Here is a 24,644-nt window from a genome sequence, read left to right on the forward strand (position 1 = left end):
AAAATATCGTTTATGTATTTTTTTATAGGAAACCTTTAGTAAGCTATTGTTTTATGAGCGCTAAATTATAAAAGAGAGGTAGAAAAAAATGAGAATAGCTGTTTTAAGTGGAAAAGGTGGAACAGGGAAAACAACAATATCTACTAATTTATCTATAAATATAGAAAATTCTATGTTGATTGATACTGATGTAGAGGAACCAAATTCACATATTTTTTTGAAACCAAATATAACTGAAACAAAAAGTGTGAAAGTTGAGTACCCTGTTGTAGATAATGAAAAATGTACTTTATGTGGAAAATGTGGAGATTTTTGTAATTTTAATGCAATAATACCAGCTAAAAATACAGTTTTAGTATTTCAAGAGAGTTGTCATTCATGTGGTGGATGCAAAATGGTTTGTCCAACTGGGGCGATAACATATTCTAAAAGAGAAATTGGTAAAATATATGAAGGCGATACTAAATTTGGTATTAAGATGAAATATGGAGAGCTAAATTTAGGTGAAATGTCAGGTGTAAAAATTATAGAAGAATTAAAAGAGATTACTAAAAATGAAGATATTGTAATAATTGATTCTCCACCTGGTACTTCTTGTTCAACTGTTGCTGCAGTAGAAGATGTTGATTATGCAATAGTGGTTACAGAGCCTACTCCTTTTGGTGTAAGTGATATGAAAATGGTAGTAGAAATGTTAAGAGAAATGAAAATTCCATTTAGTGTATTTATTAATAAAGCTGGTTTAGGTGATAATGAAGTTTATGAATATTGTGAAGATGAAAAAATTAAAATTATAGGCGAGGTACTTTTTGATAAGAAAATTGCTGAATATTATTCTGAAGGGATTCCGTTTTCAACAAAAATTCCTAAATATAAGAAGTTGTTTAATGATATTTTTGAAGAAATTTATATGGAATTTAGAAAATAATGGATATTTATAAAAAATATTTAGAAGCTATAAAAATACTTGAATTACCTTTGAAGTTTAATTTGAAAATTTTAAAGAAAAGATATAAAGATATGATTAAAATGTATCATCCTGATTTGAATAATGATGAAGAGATGGAATTGAAAATTCATGAAATAAAAGAAGCTTATGAAATTCTTTTGAGTTATTTTGAAAATTATAAATTAAATTTTGAAAAAGATAATTTTAAACTTTCTCCAAAAGAATTATATGAGAAAAAATTAATGAATGATTGGAAAATTTAAAAATATTGTTTTTGAATTATTTTTTTAAAAACAGAAATGAGAAAATATAAAGGAAGGTTTTTAAAATGGATATTAATGAAATAGTTATAATTTCAGGAAAAGGTGGGACAGGAAAGACAACATTAACAGCATCGTTAATACCTTATTTTGAAGAGTTAGTTGTTGGAGATTGTGATGTTGACGCTCCTGATTTAAAAATTCTTTTTGAAGGTGATAATATTACTAAAGAAGGATTTGTAGGTACTAAAAAAGCTATTATTAATGAAGAAAAATGTATAAAATGTGGAAAATGTTATAGAGCTTGTACTTTTGGAGCAATAACAAAAGAGATAAAAATGAACACTCCTAAATGTGAAGGTTGTGGAGTTTGTGAATATGTTTGCCCAGTTGGAGCAATAGAATTAAAAGATGCTGTAGTAGGGAATTTGTTTGTTTCGAATACCAATTATGGAAAAATGGTTCATGCGAGATTAATACCTGGAGAGGAAACATCGGGAAAATTAGTTTCTGCAGTTAGAAAAAGAGCTAAAAAAATAGCTTTAGAAGAAAATAAAAAAAATATTATAATAGATGGAGCTCCTGGTGTGGCTTGTAACGTAATTTCATCAATAACAGGAGCAAAAAAAGTAGTAATTGTAACTGAACCAACTTTTTCAGGATTGCATGATTTAGAAAGAGTATATGAAGTGACTCAAAAATTTAGATTGCCAGTTTTAGTTGTTATTAATAAGTATGATCTGTCTATAGAAATGAGTAATAAAATAGAAGAATTTTGTAAAGAAAAGAATATAGAGTTAGGATTAAAAATACCTTTTAATAAAAAAATGGTAAAAGCGATTGTAGATAAAAAAATTCCTTCATTAGCTGAAAAAGAATTTTTTGACAGTTTCGGATTTGGAGAGTTTATTGAGAAGTTGAAAAAATAGAAAAAGGAGTGAAAAAAATGCCTTGGATAAAAACAAATGAATGTAAAGGATGTGCTAAATGCATATCAGTATGTCCAGTTAATGCAATTTCAATGATAGATTCAAAAGCTGTAATAGATCAAAAAAAATGTATTAATTGTGGTGCTTGTTTAACTGTGTGCCCATTTGATATTATTAGACCAAATTCTGAAAATCCTGAATTGAAAGGTTTAGGAAATGGAAGAGGAGGCGGTCGTGGAAGAACTGGTGGCGGATTAGGCGGACAGGGTTCTGGACTTGGAAACGGCGGCGGAAGAGGTATGGGACGTGGCAGATAAAAAATCAATTAGATTAACTTATATTAGCTTTGGATGGCATAGTTTTTTTCTTGCGCTTACTATGTCAATGATAGATTTTAATACTGTTTTTCCATCATTGATTTCAGAATTATCTAAATCAAAACTTATATTTGGAGCATTATATGCAATTTTGCTAGGTGCTCCAAATATTTTCAATATGATTTTTAGTCATCATATGAGAAAACATCATTATAAAAAGAAATATTTGCTTTTAGGAATTTATATGAGAGGATTTTCCTTTTTAGGGATGTCTTTATCAGTAATATTTTTTGCGAAAAGTAATCCAATGTTAGCTATTACTCTTTTTTTCTTGTGGATATTTATATTTTCAGCAAGTGCAGGATTTGCAGGAATAGCTTATTCTAATTTAATAGCAAAACTATTATCTACGCATGAAAGAGGTCAATTTTATGCAACAAAACAATTTGTAGGAAGTACAGCAAGTATTATTGGTGGAATAGTTATAGGAAAAATATTTAAAAATAGTGGTTTTGCGTATCCTTATAATTATGGGATAGCTTTATTCATAGGATTTGCGGGATTAGTAATTGCTTCTTTGGGGTTTTATGCTATAAAAGAACCGTCTTCAGAAATTGAAACAGATGATTATAATTTTTTAGAATTTTTAAAGCAAGTACCAGAGATTTTAAGAAATAATAGAAAATTTTTAAATTTTATTATAGTAGAAAATATAAGTAGTTTCTCTTTGATGATATTACCATTTTATATGGTATTTGCTAAAGATAAATTAGGAGTTGGAAAAAATTATATAGGAAAATATTTAATGTTTCAAATTTCAGGAATGGTAATTTCAAATTTGATTTGGGGATATTTCATTAAAAGAAAAGGTACAAAAAAGATGACTGGAGATTGTATTATTATAGGAGCAATATTACCAATTTTAGCAATTATATTATCAAATTTTGGAGCAAATATTTATTCATTTTTATTTTTCATAATAGGTTTCGTAATGAGTGGAAGAAGAATAACTTTTGAGCCATATTTATTAGATATAATTCCTTCAAATAGAAGAGTTACATTTTTAGGAATTAGAGGAACATTAAATATTTTAATGATAATATTACCTTTAATTGGAGCAACTGTAATAAAATTCTTTGGATATTATACAGCATTTTTAATAGTATCTGGAGTTATGTTTTTTGCATATTATTTATTGAGAAAGGAGAATTAATATGAATGAATTAATAATAGCGTGTGCTACAAATAATGGAGAAGAATTTGTAAATGATCATTTTGGTAGTGCAAATTATTTTGATATTTATAAAATGTCAAAAGAGAGCATTGAAAAAATAGATAGAGTAGATAATACAAGTGAAGAGGAAAAAGAGGATGATGGAATACATGGAGATCCAAATAAAGCCAAAGGAATATCTGGAATATTAAAAAAGAAAGATGTTCAAGTTGTAGTTGGTTATAAAATGGGACCAAATATCATTAGAATGAAGAAAAAATTTGTGCCTGTGATCGTTAGAAATATAAATATAAAAAATAGTTTAGAAATTGTAAAAAATAATTTTGATAAAATAGTTGAAGAATTAAATAATGGTGAAAATAGAAAACATATAGTATTAGAATAGGACCTTTAGGGGTCCTATTTTTTTAGGATAAAAAAATTGATTTTTTATCCATGGTGTGATATAATGCAATGCATATTAACATTGGTATGAAATGGTTGAAAGAATATCTACTTAAGAATAAATTATAAATTTATTCAGGAAGTAAGTAATGCTATTTTTTTAACATTATTTAGTAACAAATATCCAAACATTCTAATTTTTTTATAATCTTAATTTAATATAAAATTCTATTGATTAAAAAAATTAGGTGAAATAAAATATTAATTTTTAGAAAGGAGGTAAATAAATGAACTATATAAAATACGCTTTTACTGGTATTAATATATTGCCATCAATATTTTTACTTATTATAATTTTTTATTGGTTAATGACTATACTAGGATTTTTTTCAATTGATTCGGGACTGGATATTAATACAGATGCAAATTCTGATTTAGAGCTTAATTCTGAATTAGAAGGTGATATTAATTTAGGAAATCTTTCAATAGCTAGTAAAATTTTTGAATTTTCAAATATGGGAGCAATGCCATTTATGGTCTATTCAACTTTCTATGTTATTGTCTTGTGGACATTATCAATGTTGACTTATTACATAAAAATATCGCAAAATATATTTATATCTTTAATAATTTTTATTATCAATTTCATCTTAACTTTTTTCTTAACTAAAATAATAACTCTTCCCTTAGTTAAATTTTTTAAATCTTTTAATATTGATGAAAAAAATAAGATAATTGGCTCTATATGTACATTAAAATCAACTATTGAAGGAGAACATATAGGATTAGCTGAAGTAGAAAATGATAAATATCCAATAGTAATAAATGTAAAAAGCCCAAATAAGAAAATAGAAAAAGGAGAACAGGCTATTGTAATATCAGAAGAAAATAACAATAATTTATATATAGTAGAAAAAAATAATTTTTTTTAGAAAGGAGAATGGTTAGAAATGATTGAGTTTATTTTGTATGTGGTAGGTATTGTAGTTTTTTTGTTATTCATTGGAATACCAATGATTTTAAGTATGTTTTATAAGAAGGTAGTTCAAGGGAAAACCATAGTTAGAAATGGAATAGGAGGTTCAAAAGTTTCTTTTTCTGGAATATGGGTAATTCCTATATTGCATAAATTTGAAAAAATGGACATTTGTGTTAAAAGAGTAGAAATTGCTAGAGAAGGTAAAGAGGGTTTGATTTGCAAGGATAATTTAAGGGCAGACATAAGAGTAGCTTTTTTTGTAAAAGTAAATCATACTGAAGAGGATGTTTTGAGGGTTGCTAAATCTTTAGGAACAGAAAAAGCGTCTGATACTGTAACTTTAATGGAGTTTTTTGATGCTAAATTTTCAGAAGCATTAAAAACAGTGGGTAAAAAATTTGATTTTGTGCAATTATATACTGAAAGAGATAAATTTAAAGATGAAATTTTACAAGTTATAGGTACTGACTTAAATGGATATATTTTGGAAGATGCTGCAATTGATTATTTGGAACAAACAGATATTAATTTATTAAATCCTGATAATGTGTTAGATGCAGAAGGGATTAAAAAAATAACAGATTTAACAGCGAAACAACTTGTAATGGCAAATCAAATAAAAAGAGACAAAGAAAAAACTATTGTAGAACAAGATGTAACTGCAAGAGAGGCTATATTAGAATTAGAAAAACAAAAATCTGAAGCAGAAGAAAAACAAAATAGAGAAATAGAAAATATTAAATCAAGAGAAAATGCTCAAATAAAAATAATTCAAGAAGAGGAAAAATTAAAATCAGAAAATGCAAGAATTAAAGTAGAGGAAGAATTAATGATTGCAGAAGAAAATAAAAATAGACAAATTATAATAGCACAAAAATCAAAAGAAGCTACAGAAGCTGTAGAAACAGAAAGAGTTGAGAAACAAAGATTATTAGAAGCTACAGAAAAAGAAAAATTAGTTTCTTTAGCTCAAATTGAAAAAGATAAAAAGATAGAGACTGAAAATAAAAATATTAAAGAGATAATAAAAGATAGAGTTATAGTTGAAAAAAGTGTAGTAGAAGAAGAAGAAAAAATAAAGGATACTAAAGAACTAGCTGAAGCTAAAAGAAAAAAAGGTGTTAGCATTACTGCAGCAGAAGCTGATGCAGAGGTTCAAGGCATAGAAAAAGTAAAATCAGCAGAAGCAGAAAAAGAAAGTGCTACAATTTTAGCAGAAAAAGAAATTATAGTTGCAGATACAGAACTAAAAACGTCACATAAAAAAGCTGAAGCTACTAAAATATTAGCAGATGCTAAATCAGAAGAAGCAGCAATAGTAGGAATATCAGAAGCAAGAGTATTAAAAGCAAAAGCGGAAGCATATACAGCTGAAGGGCAATCAAAAGCTACAGTTATAAAATTAGAAGCTGAAGCTACAGCAAAATCGATAGAATTAAAAGGATTAGCTGAAGCTAAAACTACAAAAGAAAAAGCATTAGCTGAAGCAGAAGGGATAACTAAAAAAGCTGAAGCAATGAAAAAACTTGATTCTGTTGGAAAAGAACATGAAGAATTTAAATTAAAACTTAATAAGGAAAAAGAGGTAGAACTTGCTGAAATAAATATTCAAAAAGATGTTGCTGTATCACAAGCGGAAGTTGTAAAAGAAGGACTTAAAAATTCTAATATTGATATAGTTGGAGGAGATACTATATTCTTTGATAAATTAGTAAAATCAATTACTTTAGGAAAACAAGTTGATAGAGTGATAGATAATTCGGATGTTTTAAAAAATATAAACGATACTTTTTTTGATGGAGATGCTGAAAATTTTAAAAAACAATTAAAATCATTTGTTTCTAATTTTAATTTAAATACAGAAGATGTTAAGAATCTTACTATATCAAGCGCTATATCTAAAATGATGAAAAATTCTCCAAATAAAAATGATTTTTTTAATGGTATTTTAGATAAAGTTAATAAAATAGGAATTGGAGATAAACTTGTCTCAACAATAATGGATTAGGGTGATTAAAATGGGAAATGTGGAAACTATAGAAAAAACAGAAGAAAAAAAAGGTTCTAAATTTGAAGCATATAATGTAATTAGAAAAAGATTAGTAGAACAATCTAATGTTTTAAAAGATAAAATTGACAAATTGAATGTAGATAGAATTAAAATATTTGGAAAAATAGAAAATGGGATAAAAAAAACAGAGATGATTGTAACTGAAAATAGTTGTATTCCACGTGACATTGTTCCTATACAAAACAAATTAATTTTAGGATACAATGTTCAAATGGGATTAAAAACAACAACAGATATTTCTGATATTTTTTCTATATATGAGTATAATGAAGACAGTTTAAAAAAAGTAGGATATGAATTAATAGATGACGATAAATTTAAAAAAGATTTAAAAGATTTATATAAGTATTATAAAGAGAGTTTCTTTGCAAAATTTTTTGAAAAAGAAAATATTTTACATATGGTTTTTCAAAATGGGAAAAATGAAGAGGATATAAAAAGTTTTAAATGGATTTTAACTTCTGAGAATAAATTTGTGTATCTTGGAAATAGATTTAGTCACGAAGTAGAATTTCCTAAACAGCAAGAATTAAATTGGATAAAAACTAAAAGAGAAGACCAGATATCTGGTCTTCACCCTCATATTTCGATAAACGATAAAATTTTTGTAGAGACCATTGAAGGAGATTTAACTTTAAAAATAGAAAATAATACTGAAACAGGTAAAGGGATATACTCTGAAGAAGTTGAAAATTTAGATCAAAATTTAGATGATTCAGAAATATATTATGCTGAGGTAGGAAATTTAATATTATTAAAAATAAAACCTTATCAAGAGAAAACATTTAGAAATCTTGTCTTTAATGAAAAGACAAAAGAAGTCATTAAAGTTGATGGAATAGAAGAAGCTTGTGTTTTATTACCAGAAAATCAAGGAATAATTTTTCCAAATGGAAGTGTATTGCAATCTGGTGGTGGGAAAATATTTGATATTAATCATAAAAATATGGTGTTTGAAATTAAAAAATCTTCAAATAATGGAGAAGATTATCAATATATTTTTTATAATAAATCAAACGGGGAATATTATATTTATAATTATAATATAATAAATCAAGAAATTATAAAGCCTGTAATTTGTAATGGATATTCTCATTTTAAAAATGGTGATATGATAGTTTTTAAAGAGGATAGTGAACCTAAAAGGAGTCACACAATACAAATATGGAAAACATCTTTTAGTGATGATAATAACATAGTTGATGAAGAAAATAAAAATAATTTTTTATATAATCTTGGAAATAAAGAGATTGTAAAATTAATGGCAGATTGTCACTCTTTATATAAATTGATAAAAAAAGATGATAGTTATTATGGCTTATATATAGATATAAATAAAGAATCTGAAAAGATTAAAAACAATTATTTTTGGATTAATAAAAAAGAAGCTTATGGTATAAATTCTGTATTAGAAGATATAAAAAAAGCTGCAGCAGTAGCAATAAATGAATTTGATAAAGTAGATAAAGAGAAAGAAAATAATAAAAACAGATTTAATTTGGTAAAAAGTAATGTTGAAAATATAATAAAAAACATAAAATATTCATCTTTTGAAACTATTTATGATTTTGTAAATATTTTAAATGACTTAAGAAAATCAAGAGGAGAAATTTCTAGTTTAAAAGAATTAAAATTTATAGAGATAAGCTCAATAAATAATTTAGAGAATGAAGTAAAAGAAAATAATTTGAAAATAGCAGAAAAATGTGTTGATTTCCTTATGGGAAAAGATAGTTTAAATCCTTATGTAGATAGTGTAAAAGAGATAGAAGAAAAATTAGATGATGTAAAAAAAGCAATTACAGGAAAAGAATTAAGTGAAAAAATAAATGAAGTTTCAGAAGAATTAGAGATTTTAATTAATGTAGTAAATAACTTAAAAATAGAAGATACTACAAAGAGCTCTGAAATTTTGGATAAAATTTCTCTTTTATTTTCAAGATTAAATCAAAGTAAATCAAAACTGAATGGAATAGTAAAAAATCTTGGGAGTAAAGAAAAAAAAGGAGAATTTTTTTCTAAACTTAATTTATTAAGTCAATCAGTTTCTAATTTTTTAGAGATAGCAGATACTTCTGAAAAATTAAATAATTATCTTACTAAATTAATTGTTCAGCTAGATGAACTAGAGAGTAACTTTTCTGAATTTGAAGAGTTTATTCCTCAAATTACAGAAAAAAGAGAAGAGATAATATCAAGTTTTGAAACTAAGAAACAACAAATAGTAGATAAAAAAAATAGAAAGATTGATTCTCTTTTTAAGGCATCAGAGAGAGTTTTGAAGGGTATAGAAAATAGAGTAAATGCTTTAGATAAGATAGAAGATATTAATGAAATTTTCTCAGCTGATTTAATGATAGAAAAATTAAGAGATATAATTGATAAATTAACAGATTTAGGAGAAGGAAATAAAGCTGACGGTTTAGAAAATAAAATTAAGGTTTTAAAAGAAAATAGTATAAAACAATTAAAAGACAAAAAAGAACTGTTTTTAGATAAAAATACTATTAAATTAGGTAATAATAATTTCTTGATTAATGATCAAAAAATAGAATTAGCTTTATTAAAAAAAGATGATGGCTTCTATTTTAATATTTCAGGAACAGATTTTTATGAAAAAATAGATAGTTCAAAAATTGAAAAATATAGAGATGTTTGGGAACAAGAGGTAATATCAGAAAACAAAGAAGTTTATAGAGCAGAATTTTTAGCGTATAAAATATTAAAAAAATATAAAATTAATGGTGAATTAGAAAAATTATATGCTATTCCAGAAGAAGATTTGAAAGATATAATTAAAAATTATATTTTAGATAACTTTAAAGAATATTATGTTAAAGGAGTTCATGATGTTGATGGATTTTTAATTTTGAAAGAACTCTTAATTAAAGAGAAGGAGCTTGAACTAGGAGCATTTGATCCAATTACTAGAGGCGCTGGAAATTTATTTTGGGAATATGGATTAGATAATAAGAATAAAGAAAAACTTTTAAAAAGATTAAAATCTATAAATCTAATTAATAAATTTTCAAATAAGAATATTGAAAATGGATTTTTACCTGAATTAGAAGAAAGAATCGGAAAATTTGTTGAAGATAAAAAATGGATAAAATATAATAATATAAAAGATATTGCTAATTATATTGCTAAAGAGATAGGCGCAAATAAATATTTTGTAATGAGTTTAGAAGCGAAAGATTTATATGAAGAGTTTATAAATCATTTGAAAACTATAGGTGCAAAAAATATTTTTGATAAATCTTTAGAGGATTTAAAAGAGGATATCGAAGGTAAATATATTGTAATAAAAGAATGGATAAATTCTTTTATTTTAAACACAGAAAAAAGTTTTGATAGTTTTATTTATGAGTTAATATCGATAATTATATTGGATAATTTTTCAAAAAGAAGAGTTTTAAAATTAGATACAGCAATAAAAATAAAAGGGTTAGTTGGACAACATAAATTTATAAATCAAACTAAATATGAGATTAATTATAATGATTTTATGTTAAAATTAGAAAAATTTAATTCTATAAATGTACCTAAATTTATAGAATTTCAAAAATTAAAACAAGAAGAAATATCCCAAATGAAAGAAAAGTTAAAATTTGAAGAATTTATGCCGAAGGTTTTACTTTCTTTTGTTAGAAATAAACTGATCGATAATGTTTATTTGCCATTAATAGGAAATAATTTAGCGAAACAAATAGGAGCGGCAGGAGCAAATAAAAGAACAGATAACATGGGAGTTTTATTATTAATATCTCCTCCTGGATATGGAAAAACTACATTAGTAGAATATATATCAAATAGATTAAATATGTTAATGGTTAAGGTTAATTGTCCAACTATTGGAAATAGTGTAACTTCACTTGATCCAGAACAGGCAGATAATATAAATGCAAAAGAAGAGTTACTAAAACTAAATATGGCGTTCGAAATAGGGAATAATATTATGATATATTTAGATGACATACAACATTCTAATCCTGAATTTTTGCAAAAATTTATATCTCTTTGCGATGGACAAAGGAAAATTGATGGAGTTTATAAAGGAAGAAGTAAAACTTATGATTTTAGAGGTAAAAAAGTTGCTGTAGTTATGGCAGGAAATCCATATACAGAAAGTGGAGCAAAATTTCAAATACCAGATATGCTTTCTAATAGAGCTGATGTTTATAATCTTGGAGATATGTTGAAAGAAAATGAAGAAGCGTTTAAATTAAGTTATGTAGAAAATGCAGTGACTTCTAATGTATATTTAAATAAAATTTATATGAAAGATTCTTCAAATATTTATAAATTAATAAAAGTAATCGAAACAGGCAACAGAGATAATATAGAATTTAATGGAAATTATACAGAACAAGATATATCAGAAGCTTTAGAAGTTATGAAAAAAATGTTAAAAGTAAGAGATGAAGTTTTAAATGTAAATATGGAATATATATATTCTGCTTCACAAAGTGAAGAATATAGAGTAGAGCCATCTTTTAAATTACAAGGTTCTTATAGAAATATGAATAAAATTTCTGAGAAAATTATTCCAATAATGAATAATGATGAATTAAGAAAACTAATTGAAATAAGCTATGAAAATGATTCTCAAACATTAGCAACTGATTCTGAAGCGAGTATTTTAAAATTTAAAGAAATTACAGAAAGACTGAATGAAGATTCAAGTAGACGTTGGACAGAAATAAAGAATATGTATATTAAAAATAAAACTAATGATGGCAGCGATAAAATTATATCTTTAACTAAAGCTATTCGTTCAATAGGTAGAAGTATTGACAGGTTAAAAAAAAATAAAAAATATTCTAATGATTATAACAAGAAAAAAGATGACAGCAAAAATATAAGATAAATATCTTTAATTATCAAATTTCAAAAATACCTATCTCATAAAATAGTAATAAATTTCTTGCTATTTTATGAGGTAAAAATTGCTAAAAGACGGGTTTTCAATTTTATTTTTAAATACGTAATAGTTTAAGTTTTTTTATAAGAAAATATGAGAAACATATCTTTCGAATATTCAGGATTGGTAACTTTTTCTAAATATATGGATAAATTTTTTAGTATCTCAATAGAAAATTTTATATACTTAATTAATTGAAAACTATATATTAGTTTTAACAATTGACATTTTAAAATCTATTGACATATTACTTCAATTATGATATACTTTGATTATCAAAGTAAAAGATATCAGAATGGAGGAATATAAAATGACAATATATCTAAACGAGCTGTTACCGGGTCAGTCTGCTTTCATAGTTGGAATTGAAGAAAATTCAACTTTAAGACAAAGATTAATGGAACTTGGAGTTAGAGAAGGAAAGCAAGTTTTTATGAGAAGAAGAGCTCCGTTAGGAGATCCTATGGAAGTTAATGTTATGGGAACAAATCTATCTATTAGAAAATCAGAAGCTAGATATGTAATGATAGATAAAGTGGTAACTTGCCCTGGAAATGGAAAAATGAGAGGGTTAGGCAAAGGATTAGGAAGGAGACATAATAAATGAAAAAATTAAATGTAGCTTTATTAGGAAATCCTAATTGTGGGAAAACAACTTTATTTAATGCTCTAACAGGTGGGAAACAGCATGTAGGGAATTGGGCAGGAGTTACAGTAGAAAAAAAAGAAGGAGAATTTGAATATAATGGGCAACAAATTAATATAATAGATTTACCTGGAATTTATAGTTTATCAACAAAGACTATTGAAGAGAAAGTATCAAGAAATTATCTAATAGAAGAAAAACCAGATTTAGTAATAAATATAATTGATGGGACTAATCTTGAAAAAAGTCTTTATTTAACGACGCAATTAATGGAATTAGGTATAAAATTTATATTAGCTATAAATATGTATGATGAAGTAAAAAGCAAAGGAATAAAAATAGATATAAAAAAATTGTCAAAATTTTTAAATGTTCCTGTTATTCCAATAATTGCTAGGAATGAAACTGGAATAGATTTATTAAAAAGCAATATAACTTCTGAATCAACCCTAAGTAAAGCCAAAGTAGGTTATGATGAAGATATAGAAAATGCAATAGAAAGCCTGTTAAAAATAATAAAAAAAGATAAAAAAATAGAAGAAAAAATTAATATAAGATGGCTAATTATAGAACTGTTAGAAGGAGATCCTAAAGCATTTGAAATGCTAAAAAATAGTATAGTATATGATGAAGTAAAAAATACATTAGATGATAAGATTGAGTATGTAAAAAAAATATATAATGAAGAAATAAAAATTGTTATAATGGAAAAAAGATTTGGATTTATATTAGGATTGATAAAAGAGTGTGTAATTATTAGAAAAATGGATTTTTCAAAATTAGATATAACTGAAAAAATTGATAATATTATACTGAATAAATGGGTAGGATTGCCTCTGTTTTTATTTATACTTTGGGGGACATTTAATCTAACATTTGTTTTTGGAAATTTTTTTAGTTCTTATATTAATGATGGAATAGTGTTACTTGGAAATTTTGTATCAAATGTATTGCCAAATGGAATATTAAAAGATATGCTAATAGATGGTGCAATTGGAGGAATGGGAGGAATTTTAGTATTTTTACCTCAAATTTTAATTTTATTTTTAGTTATAGCTTTATTAGAAGATTCAGGATATATGGCAAGAGTTGCATTTATAATGGATAAACTTATGCATTATTTAGGTTTGCATGGAAAATCCTTTATTTCGCTATTCATGGGATTTGGATGTAATGTACCAGGAATAATGGCTGCAAGAATACTAGAAAATGAAGATGATAGAATTGTAACTGCTTTAGTAAATCCATTTATGAGTTGTTCTGCAAGACTGCCAATTTATATATTAGTAACAGGAATGTTTTTCAAAAAAAATGCAGGAAATGTTATTTTTTCTATATATCTTATTGGGATTATAGTAGCTATTTTTACTGCAAAGATGTTGAAAAAATTCTTTTTTAAAGGGTTATCAGTTCCTTTTGTAATGGAATTGCCGCCATATAGAGCTCCAACTTTGAAATCTTTAATGATACATATGTGGGATAGAGCTTCAATGTTTTTGAAAAAAATGGGTGGAGTAATTTTAATAGGGGCATTAATAGTTTGGGCATTAGGGTATTTTCCTATTAATAAAAATTATTCAAATAATATTGTTAAATTAGAGACTCAAGCTAGCAAAATTACAGATATTCAAAAAAAGAATGATTTATCAATGAAAATAGAGGATATGAAAAAAGTTGAAGATATGGAAAATAGTTATATGGGGAAAATTGGAAAAACAATAGAACCAGTATTTAAACCATTAGGAATAACGTGGAGAGAAGGAGTTGCATTAATTGCAGGAATAACTGCAAAGGAAATTTTTGTTAGTACAATTTCTGTATTATATGGAGTAGGAGATGAAAATGCCACTGGATTAAAGAGAAAAATGTTGAAAGATGGAATAACTCCAATAGCGGCTTATGGTTTAATGGTGTTTGTGCTGCTGTATATACCTTGTGTTGCAACAATTGCAGCAATAAGAAGAGAAACTAATTCATTAAAATGGACTATATTCTCTGTTATATATGGTATTTCAATTGCATATGCACTTAGTTTTTTAATAAATACAATTGGAAAATCTATATTTTATTAAAAGATGATTTTTGAACGTTTATTAATGGAGGTGTTTAAAATGATACAAGAAATAATAGTCGGAATTATAATGGTTATAGTAATATATATAGCTTTTAAAAAAATGTATGAATCTTTTAAAAATGCAGAGAGTGGGACTTGTTCTTCATGTACACATAAAAGTTCATGCAATATATATAGCGAAAAAAATGTTATAAAAAAATAATTAAAATAGTTAAGGGGAAACATACAAAAAAACTTATACTACCATAAATAAAAAAAGCTTGAAATTAATCAACTGATATAGTAGAATAGTAAATAGAACAAATAAAAAATAGGAGGTAATTGTTATGAAAAAAGTGGTTTTATTATTGGTAGTCTTATTAGGTATTTTTGGTTGTACAGGAAAAAATGTATCTTCAGGGACAAAAGTTAAAAAGGTAGTGAAAGAAGCTCCAGTAAAGCCTATAAAGGTAGGATTATTAGTAGAAGGGTTGGGGGATAAGGGCTTTAACGATTCTGCTTTCATTGGGCTAAAACAAGCTGAAAAAAAATTAGGAATAAAATTTAATTATGTTGAACCAGCTTCTGAAGAAGCAGTAGATTACTTTTTAAAAAAATATGCAGAAAGTGATTATGATTTAATAGTGGTTGTAGGATATAGAATGAAAGCAGCAACTGAAAAAGCAGCAATAGATCATCCAAATGCAAAATTTGCAATAGTTGATGCTAGAATAGATTTACCAAATGTAGCTTCTTTGCTTTTTAAAGAAGATGAAGGGTCGTTTTTAGTGGGGGCATTATCTGGAATGATGACTAGAACTGGAGTAATAGGATTTATAGGTGGAATAGATATTCCTTTGATTAGAAAATTTCAAGAGGGATATTCTAGTGGTGCAAAATATGTAAATCAAAATGTTATGACTGTTGATACATATATAGGAGGAGCTAACCCTTTTTATTCTCCAGGGACAGGAAGAAGAAAGGCAGAAGATATGATAAAAAAAGGAGCTGATATATTATATAGTGCTGCAGGTAGAACAGGCTTGGGTGTTATAGATGCAGCAAAAGATGCAGGGATATATGCAATAGGAGTAGATTCTGATCAAGATGGGTTAGCTCCAGGAACAGTTCTAACTAGCATGGTAAAACATGTGGATGTTGCTGTATATAATACTGTAAAAATTACAGCACAAGGGAATTTTAAACCTGGAATAAACTTATTTGGATTAAAAGAAGGTGGAGTTGGAATAACTGATCTAACATATACAAAAGATAAAATACCAACATATATGTTAGCAAAATTAAAAAAAATAGAAATAGGAATAATAGATGGCAGTATAGATATACATGCTAGATAATTAAATTAAGAATATATTATATTTTTTTTCGAGTTTATCTATAATTATAATGTATAAAAATAAAACTAAATAATATTTATATATTTTTATCTGAAAAAGCGTAGAACAAACAAAACACTTGACAAAAAATAGGATATAAAGTATAATAAGTTGCTAATTTATGAGGTGATAGTAATGAAAATAAACGTAGCAGAATTAAAAAGACAAAAAACAGATATAACAAATTTTTCAGGTGAATTACTGTTGGATAATCTGTATGAGGATTCTGCATTGGTAAAGTATAACTTAAATTTAAAGGTTGTAGGAAATGAAGTTATAGCAACAGGAAGAATAATAACGAAAGTAAAGTTAAAATGTGTTAGATGTCTTAAAAATTTTTATCAAGATGTAGATACCGAATTTGAAACTTCATATCTTGAAGAAGAAGATTATAATGAGTATTTAAAGTTAGAGGAAGCAGAACATTTTTTTAACAGTGATGAAATTGTAAGAGAAAAAATATCAGGAAATGAAATTGATATTGATAAGTTGTTCAGGGAATATATCCTTCTTGAAATTACAGAATATCCTATTTGTGATGTTAATTGTAATGGAATAGAAGAGATTGAGCTTTATTCTAAAAATGAAGAGATAGATCCCCGATGGAATCAACTTTTAAATATAACAAAGAAGTAAGAAATAGGAGGTGGAATACAGAAAATGGCAGTATCTCCAAAAAAAACATCAAAAGCAAAAAGAGATATGAGAAGATCGCATCATGCTTTAAAAGCCACAGGTTTATCAGTATGTCCTAGTTGTGGAGCTCCAAAGAGACCACATAGAATATGCTTAGAATGCGGTGTTTATGGTGATAAACAAGTTTTAAATGCAGGAGAAGAAGTAGTTGCAAACGCAGAATAGTTAAATCTACTAAGGGATGGGTTAAAAATAATTTGCACATTTGATAATAATATAATGTTTTGATCATTTTTATTATTAAATGTATAATAAAAATAATTTTTTAAACATTCTTAACTGAGAAAAGCAAGATATAATTATCTTGCTTTTTCTTTATAGTATAGGAGGAATTATGATAGTAGCATTAGATGCAATGGGTGGAGATTTTGCTCCAGTAGAAACAGTAAAGGGAGCTGTTTTAGCATTGGATGAAATAAAATCTTTAGAAATAATCCTAGTTGGAGATGAAAAATTAATAAAAGAAGAATTAAAAAAATATAGCTATGATAAAAAGAGAATAAAAATAGAGCATACAACTGAATTTATAAAAATGAAAGAAGAAAGTTCACCAGCTATGGCTGTAAGGAAAAAGAAAAAGGCTTCGATGAATATTTCTTTAGAACTTGTAAAAGAAGGAAAAGCTAATGCAAGCGTTTCTGCTGGTAATACAGGAGCTTTAATGAGTGCAAGTTTATTAAAATTAAAGCGTATAAAAGGAGTATTAAGACCTGCTATAACAACAATTATGCCATCTAAAAGAGGGAATATAGTTCTTATGGATGTAGGTGCAAATGCTAATTGTAAACCAGAATATTTAGAACAATTTGCTATTATGGGATCATATTATGCAAAACTGTTTCTTAAAAAAGATAATCCTAAAATTGGTTTGATTAATATAGGAGAAGAAACAGGAAAAGGAAATGAATTAGCAGTAGCTTCATATGAACTTTTAGAAAAAAATAAAAAAATAAATTTTGTTGGAAATATAGAGCCTAGAGATATAGTAGACACTGATATAGATGTGGCTGTTACAGATGGATTTACTGGAAATGTAATATTAAAAACAGCAGAAGGTGTAGGAAGTTTTATAACAGGAATATTAAAAGATGAAATAAAAAAATCTTTTATGGCAAAATTAGGTGCAATATTTTTAAAAAATGTATTTAAAACATTAAAATCTAAAATGGATTCTTCAGAATATGGAGGAGCTATTTTTCTTGGAGTAGATGGTATTTCAATAAAAGCTCATGGGAATTCAAATTCAACAGCAATAAAAAATGCGATTAAAGTTGCTAATTTTTTTGCAGAAGCTAATTTTATTGAAAACTTAAAAGAAAATTTTTAAGAATAATAATTTTTATAAACTGGAGGATATAATATGAAAAAGTTAAAAAGTGTAGGGATAGTTGGCTTAGGTTCTTATCTACCTGAAAAAGTTTTAACAAATAAAGATTTAGAAAAAATAGTAGATACTACTGATGAGTGGATAAAAAGCCGTACTGGAATAGAAGAAAGAAGAATTGCAGCTAAAGAAGAAGCTACTTCTGATTTAGCTATAAAAGCTGCTAAAAAAGCATTAGAGGATGCAAATGTATCTCCTGAAGAGATTGATTTGGTTATAGTCTCAACTATAACACCTGATTTTGCATTTCCAGCAACAGCAGCTATAGTACAAGATAAAATAGGAGCATCAAATGCTGCAGCATTTGATTTGGAAGCAGCGTGTACAGGATTTGTTTATGGATTAGCAGTAGGTGGGAATTTTATTGCTACAGGTATGTATAAAAAAGTATTAGTTATAGGCTCAGAAGCTCTTTCTAGAATTATGGATTGGGAAGATAGAAATACATGTGTACTATTTGGAGATGGAGCATCAGCAGCAGTACTTGGAGAAGTAGAAGATGGATATGGATTATTATCTTATGATTTAGGAGCTGATGGAAGTGGTGGACATACATTGGATCAACCAGGCGGTGGATCTAGAAATCCAGCAAGTGATGAAACTGTAAATAAAAAAATGCATTATTTGAGAATGAAAGGAAAAGAAGTTTTTAAATTTGCTGTTACTGCTTTACCTAAGACTACATTAAAAACATTAGAAAATCTTAATATGACTCCAGATGATGTTGATTTATATGTCCCACATCAAGCAAATGTAAGAATAATAGAAGCGGCAGCAAAAAAATTAAAACAACCTGTTTCTAAATTTCATATGAATATGAATAAATTTGGGAATACTTCATCTGCATCTATAGGAATAGCTTTAGATGAATTGTATAAAAATGATAAGTTAAAAAAAGGCGATAACATAGTATTAGTAGGTTTTGGAGCAGGTTTAACATATGGTTCTTGTTTAATTAAATGGTCAAAATAGTAATTCTAAAAGTAGGAGGACAAAAATGATAAAAACTGAAATTTGTGATTTATTAAAAATAAAATATCCAATATTTCAAGGAGCAATGGCATGGATAGCTGAAGGTAATTTAGCAGGACATGTTTCAAAAGCTGGAGGACTTGGAATTATTGCAGGTGGTGGAATGCCATCAGAATTGTTAAGAGAAGAGATAAGAAAAGTTAGAAAAATTACAGACAATCCATTTGCAGTAAATTTAATGTTGATGATGGATAATGTAGAAAAACAGATAGAAGTTTGTATAGAGGAAAAAGTTCCTGTTGTTACAACTGGAGCTGGAAATCCTGGAGCATTTATAAAAAAATTAAAAAAAGCTAAAATAAAAGTTATACCAATTGTTCCATCAGTTGCATTAGCTAAAAGAATGGAAAAATCTGGTGCAGATGCAATAATAGTAGAAGGGGTAGAAGCAGGAGGTCATGTTGGAGAATTAACAACAATGGCTTTATTACCTCAAATAACAGCAGCAGTGGATATTCCTGTTATTGGAGCAGGAGGAATAGCTACAGGGAAACAATTTGTAGCAGCATTAGCATTAGGAGCTAAAGGTGTACAAGTTGGGACAAGATTTTTAATTGCTGAAGAATGTACTGTTCATGAAAATTATAAAAAAGCAATATTAAAAGCTAAAGATAGGAGTACTGTTGTTACTGGAAGAAAAACAGGACATCCAGTTCGAATTATTAATAATAAACTTGCAAAAGAGTTTATTAAACTTGAAGAATCAGGTGCTTCAAATGAAGAATTGGAAAAAATGGGAGCAGGAAGATTAAGAGCAGCAGCAAAAGATGGAGATATTAATTTTGGAAGTGTTATGTCAGGACAAGTTGCAGCAATGGTTAATAAAGAGGAAACTTGCGAAGATATAATATTAGACTTAATTAATTCTGCAGAAAATGAACTAAACAATTTGAAAAACTTATATCTTTAAAATAATCAAAGAATGTTTAAAAAATAATTTTCTTATATTTTGTTATAAAAACGCTAAAATCGTGCGTATTTTAAAACAAAATGGAAATGTTATTTTTAAGCCGTTCATAATTTATAATTGGAGGTAAAAATGTCAAAAGTTGCATTTGTTTTTCCAGGACAAGGAGCTCAATATGTTGGAATGGGAAAAGAATTATATGAAAATAGTAATAAAGCAAAAGAGATATTTGATAATATATTTAGTGATTTAGAAATAAACTTGGAAAATATTATGTTTGATGGTCCAGAAGAAAAGCTGAAAGAAACAAAATATACTCAACCAGCAATAGTGGCGTTTAGTTCTGTTTTAACAGAATTATTAAAAGAAAAAAATATAAAAGCGGATTACGTTGCAGGACATAGCTTAGGAGAATATAGTGCACTTAATGCAGCAGAAGTACTTTCTATAGAAGATACTGTTAAATTAGCAGAATTAAGAGGAAGTATAATGAATGATATTACAGAAAATATAAATGGAACAATGGCAGCTATATTAGGAGTTCCTGCAGAAAAAATTATAGAAATTTGTAATGGAATTTCAGAAGTGGTTGAAGCAGTTAATTTTAATGAACCAAAACAAACTGTAATAGCTGGAACAAAAGAAGGAATAGAAAAAGCAGTAGAAGAATTAAAAAAAGCTGGAGCCAGAAGAGCGGTAATTCTAGATGTATCAGGTCCATTTCACTCATCATTAATGAAGCCAGCAGGAGAAAAATTAAAAGAAAATTTAGAAAATTTTAATTTTGAAAATGCAGAAATAAAAATAGTTGCAAACACTACAGGAAAAATTATAGATAGTGTAAAAGATATAAAAATAGAACTGTACAATCAAACATTTGGACCTGTAAAATGGGTTGATATAGTTAACGTATTAAAAGAAGAAGGGGTTACAAAAATTTATGAAATAGGTCCTGGAAAAGTATTAAAAGGATTAATCAGAAAAATTGACAGAGGATTAGAAGTGATAAATATAGAGAAGATAGAAGATATAGAAAAACTTTAAAATATATTAAAGATATTAGGAGGTTATTATGATAAATTTAAAAGATCAAATAGCAGTAGTAACAGGTTCTGCAAGAGGTATAGGAAGAGCAATGGCAGAAAAATTTGCAGAAGCAGGAGCAAAAGTAGTAATTACGGATATACTAGAAGATGGAGAAAAAACAGCACAAGAAATAGCTGAAAAATATGGTGTTGAAACAAAATTTATAGTATCAAATGTTACTGATTATGAAAGTGCAAAAAATTTGGTAAAAACTACATTAGAGGTTTTTGGTAAAATAGATATTTTTGTAAATAATGCTGGGATAACAAGAGATGGATTATTCTTAAGAATGAAAGAAGATGATTTTGATAGAGTTATATCTGTAAATTTGAAAGGTGTATTTAATTGTACACAAGCAGTTTTTAAAGCTATGGTAAAGCAAAGAAGTGGTTCTATAATAAATATATCATCTGTAATTGGATTAATAGGGAATGTTGGGCAAACTAATTATGCTGCTTCAAAAGCAGGGATATTAGGAATAACAAAATCTGTAGCTAGAGAAGGGGCGAGAAGAGGAATAAGAGTCAATGCCATAGCACCTGGATTTATCAAGACAGACATGACTCATATATTAAAAGAAGAAGTTCAAAAACAAATATTATCTCAAATTCCAATGGGGGAAATGGGGACTCCAGAAGATATTGCTAATACAGCGTTATTCCTTGCATCTGATTTGTCAAAATACATAACAGGACAAGTAATTACAATTGATGGTGGAATGGTAATGTAGGTAAAATAAAACTTGAAAAAACAAGAAAAATTTGTTATAGTTAATTTGAGAGGAGGTGAATTATTAATGGCAGAATTATTTGAAAAAGTTAAAGAAGTTATAATTGAACAATTAGGCGTAGATGGAGAATCAGTTGTAGCTGAAGCATCTTTCGTAGATGATTTAGGAGCAGATTCTTTAGATACAGTTGAATTAATTATGGCATTTGAAGAAGAATTTGGTGTAGAGATTCCTGATGAAGAGGCTGAGAAAATTAAAACAGTTCAAAACGTTTTAGATTATATTAAAGCTAACGCATAAACTATAGGGGTAATAATTACCCCTATAGCAAATCAATTATATTATATTGCTTATAGTATGATTGATTTGCAAAAAGTGTTTTTTAATACTTTTTGTTTTTGAATCGAAGCTTTTAATATATTAAGGAGAGGTGAAATAAAAAATGAATTTTCCAAAATTAAAAATAGGCAATCTAACACCTAAATTTCCTATTATACAAGGTGGAATGGCTATAAGAGTATCTATGGCTAAATTAGCAGCAGCAGTTGCTAATGAAGGTGGAGTAGGAGTTATTGCAGGTACAGGATTAAAATTAGAAGAATTAGCCAATGAAATAAAAAAAGCTAAGGAGATGACTAAAGGAATTATTGGTGTAAATATAATGTTTGCAGCAACTGATTTTGTAGAATTAGTAAAAACATCTATAGAAAGTGGAATTGATTTAATAATTTCAGGTGCTGGCTTTTCAAGAGATGTATTTGCAATGGCAAAAGAAGCTAAAATCCCATTTTTACCAATAGTATCATCTGTAAAATTGGCTAAAATATCAGAAAGATTAGGGGCTAGTGCAATAATAGTTGAAGGTGGTAATGCAGGAGGACATCTTGGAACAGATAAAGATAGTTGGGATATTGTAAAAGATATAAAAGAAGCAGTAAAAATTCCAGTTATTGGAGCAGGAGGAGTTGTAACTCCAGAAGATGCACAAAGAATGTTTGATTTAGGATTAGATGGAGTACAAATGGGAACTAGATTTGTAGCAAGTAAAGAAGTAGAAATATCAGATGTATTTAAAGAATTATATATAAAATCTAAAAAAGAAGATGTTGTTGAGATAATGAGTTCTGCAGGATTACCTGCGAATGCAATAAAGACAAAATTTACAAATTTAGTATTAGCAGGAAAAGCTCCAAAACCAGAAAACTGTACAAATTGTTTAAAGCATTGTAGTAGAAAATTTTGTATAAAAGATGCTTTGAATAGAGGTCATGATGGAGATTTAGAAAGAGGGGTATTTTTTACTGGAAAAGATGTTTGGAAAATACATGATATACTTTCGGTAAAAGAAATATTCCAACAATTTATAAATTATAAGGCACAATAATAAAATATAACTTTAGAAAGAGGTGGATGAATTGAAAAGAGTAGTAATAACAGGAATAGGATTAATAACAGCTCTTGGGACAGGAAAAGAAAAAACTTGGACAAATCTTTTAGAAGGTAAAACAGGGATTTCTAATATAAAATCATTTGATGCAACTGGATTCGCATCGACTGTAGCAGGAGAAGTAAAAGATTTTGATGCATCAGAATTTATAGAAAAAAAAGAATTGAAAAAATTAGCCAGATATACTCAATTTGCAGTAGTTGCTTCGAAAATGGCATTAGAAGATGCAAAATTAGAAATAACTGAAGAAAATGCAGAAAATATAGGAGTAATAGTTAGTTCTGGTATTGGTGGAATTGAAATAATGGAAAAACAATATTCTATATTGGAAAAAAGAGGACCTAGAAAATTATCTCCATTTACAATACCTGCCATGATCGAAAATATGGCTGCTGGGAATGTTTCTATTTATACAGGAGCAAAAGGACCAAATAAAAGTATTGTAACAGCATGTGCTTCTGGAACTCATTCGGTAGGAGATGCTTTTGAAATGATTAAAAGCGGAAGAGTTGAAGCTATGATTGCAGGTGGGACAGAAGCTTGTATCACTCCTCTTGCAGTAGGAGGATTTTGTGCATTAAAAGCTTTATCTACTAAATATAATGAAACTCCTGAAAAATCTTCTAGACCATTTAACGTAGATAGAGATGGTTTTGTAATGGGAGAAGGAGCAGGAATATTAATTTTAGAAGAGTTAGAATCAGCAAAAAAAAGAGGAGCAAAAATATATGCTGAAATAGTAGGATATGGAGAAACAGGAGATGCATATCATATGACATCACCAGCACCAGGAGGAACAGGTGCAGCAAGAGCTTTTAAAATGGCATTAAAAGAAGGAAATATCAAACTAGAAGATGTGGATTATATTAATGCTCACGGGACTTCAACTGCAGCAAATGATAGATTAGAAACAGCTGCAATTAAATCAGTATTTGGGGAACAAGCATATAAATTAGCTGTTAGTTCTACAAAAGGAGCTACAGGACATGCTTTAGGTGGAGCAGGAGGGGTAGAAGCTGCATTTTTAGCTTTGGCTGTATCAGAAGGTATAATGCCTCCAACAATAAATTATGAAAACCCAGATCCTGAATGTGATTTAGATTATATACCAAATAAAGCAGAAAAAAGAGATATAAAAGTAGCTATGTCAAGTTCTCTTGGATTTGGTGGGCATAATGCTGTAATAGCATTCAAAAAATATTCAAATTAGAAGAGGTGA

Annotated in this window: 22 protein-coding genes and 1 pseudogene; all 23 read left to right on the plus strand. The window is 27.3% G+C overall.

Going from position 1 to position 24,644, the window contains the following annotated elements:
• The first annotated feature begins 88 nt into the window (after positions 1-88).
• The 23 genes and pseudogenes from RDY08_RS04785 (at position 89) to fabF (ending at position 24,635) form a co-directional block, all read left to right on the plus strand.
• Entirely contained in the window at positions 89-928 is an 840-nt protein-coding gene (locus RDY08_RS04785; protein ID WP_307905294.1) for an ATP-binding protein, read from the plus strand.
• The gene (locus RDY08_RS04790; protein ID WP_307905295.1) at positions 928-1,212 is read left to right on the plus strand and encodes a DnaJ domain-containing protein; all 285 of its coding nucleotides are present in this window, start codon (positions 928-930) and stop codon (positions 1,210-1,212) included. The genes RDY08_RS04785 and RDY08_RS04790 overlap by 1 nt, the downstream gene beginning before the upstream one ends.
• 65 nt (positions 1,213-1,277) lie before the next feature.
• Positions 1,278-2,138 (plus strand): ATP-binding protein, encoded by an 861-nt coding sequence (locus RDY08_RS04795; protein WP_307905296.1) that lies wholly within the window; start codon positions 1,278-1,280, stop codon positions 2,136-2,138.
• Positions 2,139-2,155: 17 nt separating this feature from the next.
• On the plus strand, positions 2,156-2,455 hold the full coding sequence (locus RDY08_RS04800; protein ID WP_307905297.1) for a DUF362 domain-containing protein: 300 nt from the start codon (positions 2,156-2,158) through the stop codon (positions 2,453-2,455).
• On the plus strand, positions 2,445-3,668 hold the full coding sequence (locus RDY08_RS04805) for an MFS transporter (RefSeq protein ID WP_307905298.1): 1,224 nt from the start codon (positions 2,445-2,447) through the stop codon (positions 3,666-3,668). Before RDY08_RS04800 ends, RDY08_RS04805 begins: the two co-directional genes overlap by 11 nt.
• A gap of 1 nt (position 3,669) precedes the next feature.
• A complete protein-coding gene (locus tag RDY08_RS04810; protein WP_307905299.1) occupies positions 3,670-4,074 on the plus strand; it encodes a NifB/NifX family molybdenum-iron cluster-binding protein in 405 nt (134 codons plus the stop codon).
• A 286-nt stretch (positions 4,075-4,360) separates the two neighbouring features.
• Positions 4,361-5,005, plus strand: a complete 645-nt coding sequence (locus tag RDY08_RS04815; protein WP_307905300.1) for a hypothetical protein — start codon at positions 4,361-4,363, stop codon at positions 5,003-5,005.
• Positions 5,006-5,023: 18 nt separating this feature from the next.
• Positions 5,024-7,060, plus strand: coding sequence for a flotillin family protein (locus tag RDY08_RS04820; protein WP_307905301.1), 2,037 nt, complete (start codon positions 5,024-5,026; stop codon positions 7,058-7,060).
• Between the two features lie 10 nt (positions 7,061-7,070).
• Positions 7,071-11,993, plus strand: a complete 4,923-nt coding sequence (locus tag RDY08_RS04825; RefSeq protein WP_307905302.1) for a DNA repair ATPase — start codon at positions 7,071-7,073, stop codon at positions 11,991-11,993.
• A gap of 364 nt (positions 11,994-12,357) precedes the next feature.
• Positions 12,358-12,654, plus strand: coding sequence for a FeoA family protein (locus tag RDY08_RS04830; RefSeq protein WP_307905303.1), 297 nt, complete (start codon positions 12,358-12,360; stop codon positions 12,652-12,654).
• Positions 12,651-14,765, plus strand: coding sequence for a ferrous iron transport protein B (gene feoB / locus RDY08_RS04835; RefSeq protein WP_307905304.1), 2,115 nt, complete (start codon positions 12,651-12,653; stop codon positions 14,763-14,765). Before RDY08_RS04830 ends, feoB begins: the two co-directional genes overlap by 4 nt.
• 39 nt (positions 14,766-14,804) lie before the next feature.
• Positions 14,805-14,969, plus strand: a complete 165-nt coding sequence (locus RDY08_RS04840) for a FeoB-associated Cys-rich membrane protein (RefSeq protein WP_307905305.1) — start codon at positions 14,805-14,807, stop codon at positions 14,967-14,969.
• A gap of 124 nt (positions 14,970-15,093) precedes the next feature.
• Complete coding sequence (locus RDY08_RS04845) at positions 15,094-16,104, plus strand: BMP family lipoprotein (protein ID WP_307905306.1); 1,011 nt, start codon at positions 15,094-15,096, stop codon at positions 16,102-16,104.
• 174 nt (positions 16,105-16,278) lie between these two features.
• Positions 16,279-16,779 (plus strand): YceD family protein, encoded by a 501-nt coding sequence (locus RDY08_RS04850; protein WP_307905307.1) that lies wholly within the window; start codon positions 16,279-16,281, stop codon positions 16,777-16,779.
• A gap of 24 nt (positions 16,780-16,803) precedes the next feature.
• Positions 16,804-17,004: a 50S ribosomal protein L32 gene (gene rpmF / locus RDY08_RS04855; protein WP_307905308.1), complete on the plus strand. Its 201-nt coding sequence runs from the start codon at positions 16,804-16,806 to the stop codon at positions 17,002-17,004.
• A gap of 169 nt (positions 17,005-17,173) precedes the next feature.
• Positions 17,174-18,166, plus strand: a complete 993-nt coding sequence (gene plsX, locus RDY08_RS04860) for a phosphate acyltransferase PlsX (protein WP_307905309.1) — start codon at positions 17,174-17,176, stop codon at positions 18,164-18,166.
• Between the two features lie 33 nt (positions 18,167-18,199).
• The gene (locus RDY08_RS04865) at positions 18,200-19,195 is read left to right on the plus strand and encodes a beta-ketoacyl-ACP synthase III (RefSeq protein WP_307905310.1); all 996 of its coding nucleotides are present in this window, start codon (positions 18,200-18,202) and stop codon (positions 19,193-19,195) included.
• A gap of 16 nt (positions 19,196-19,211) precedes the next feature.
• Positions 19,212-20,165, plus strand: a pseudogene (gene fabK, locus RDY08_RS04870) (enoyl-[acyl-carrier-protein] reductase FabK); the annotation flags it as partial.
• A 129-nt stretch (positions 20,166-20,294) separates the two neighbouring features.
• Positions 20,295-21,206 (plus strand): ACP S-malonyltransferase, encoded by a 912-nt coding sequence (gene fabD, locus RDY08_RS04875; RefSeq protein ID WP_307905312.1) that lies wholly within the window; start codon positions 20,295-20,297, stop codon positions 21,204-21,206.
• Between the two features lie 28 nt (positions 21,207-21,234).
• Entirely contained in the window at positions 21,235-21,978 is a 744-nt protein-coding gene (fabG, locus tag RDY08_RS04880) for a 3-oxoacyl-[acyl-carrier-protein] reductase (protein WP_307905313.1), read from the plus strand.
• A gap of 66 nt (positions 21,979-22,044) precedes the next feature.
• Entirely contained in the window at positions 22,045-22,278 is a 234-nt protein-coding gene (acpP, locus tag RDY08_RS04885) for an acyl carrier protein (RefSeq protein ID WP_307905314.1), read from the plus strand.
• 142 nt (positions 22,279-22,420) lie between these two features.
• Positions 22,421-23,362 carry an NAD(P)H-dependent flavin oxidoreductase gene (locus RDY08_RS04890; RefSeq protein ID WP_307905315.1) on the plus strand — a complete coding sequence of 314 codons (942 nt, stop codon included), beginning with the start codon at positions 22,421-22,423 and terminating at the stop codon, positions 23,360-23,362.
• A 31-nt stretch (positions 23,363-23,393) separates the two neighbouring features.
• Positions 23,394-24,635: a beta-ketoacyl-ACP synthase II gene (gene fabF / locus RDY08_RS04895; RefSeq protein WP_307905316.1), complete on the plus strand. Its 1,242-nt coding sequence runs from the start codon at positions 23,394-23,396 to the stop codon at positions 24,633-24,635.
• Positions 24,636-24,644 lie beyond the last annotated feature (9 nt).

The organism is Haliovirga abyssi (genome assembly GCF_030295325.1).
In the GTDB taxonomy this organism is placed as follows: Bacteria; Fusobacteriota; Fusobacteriia; order Fusobacteriales; family Haliovirgaceae; genus Haliovirga; species Haliovirga abyssi.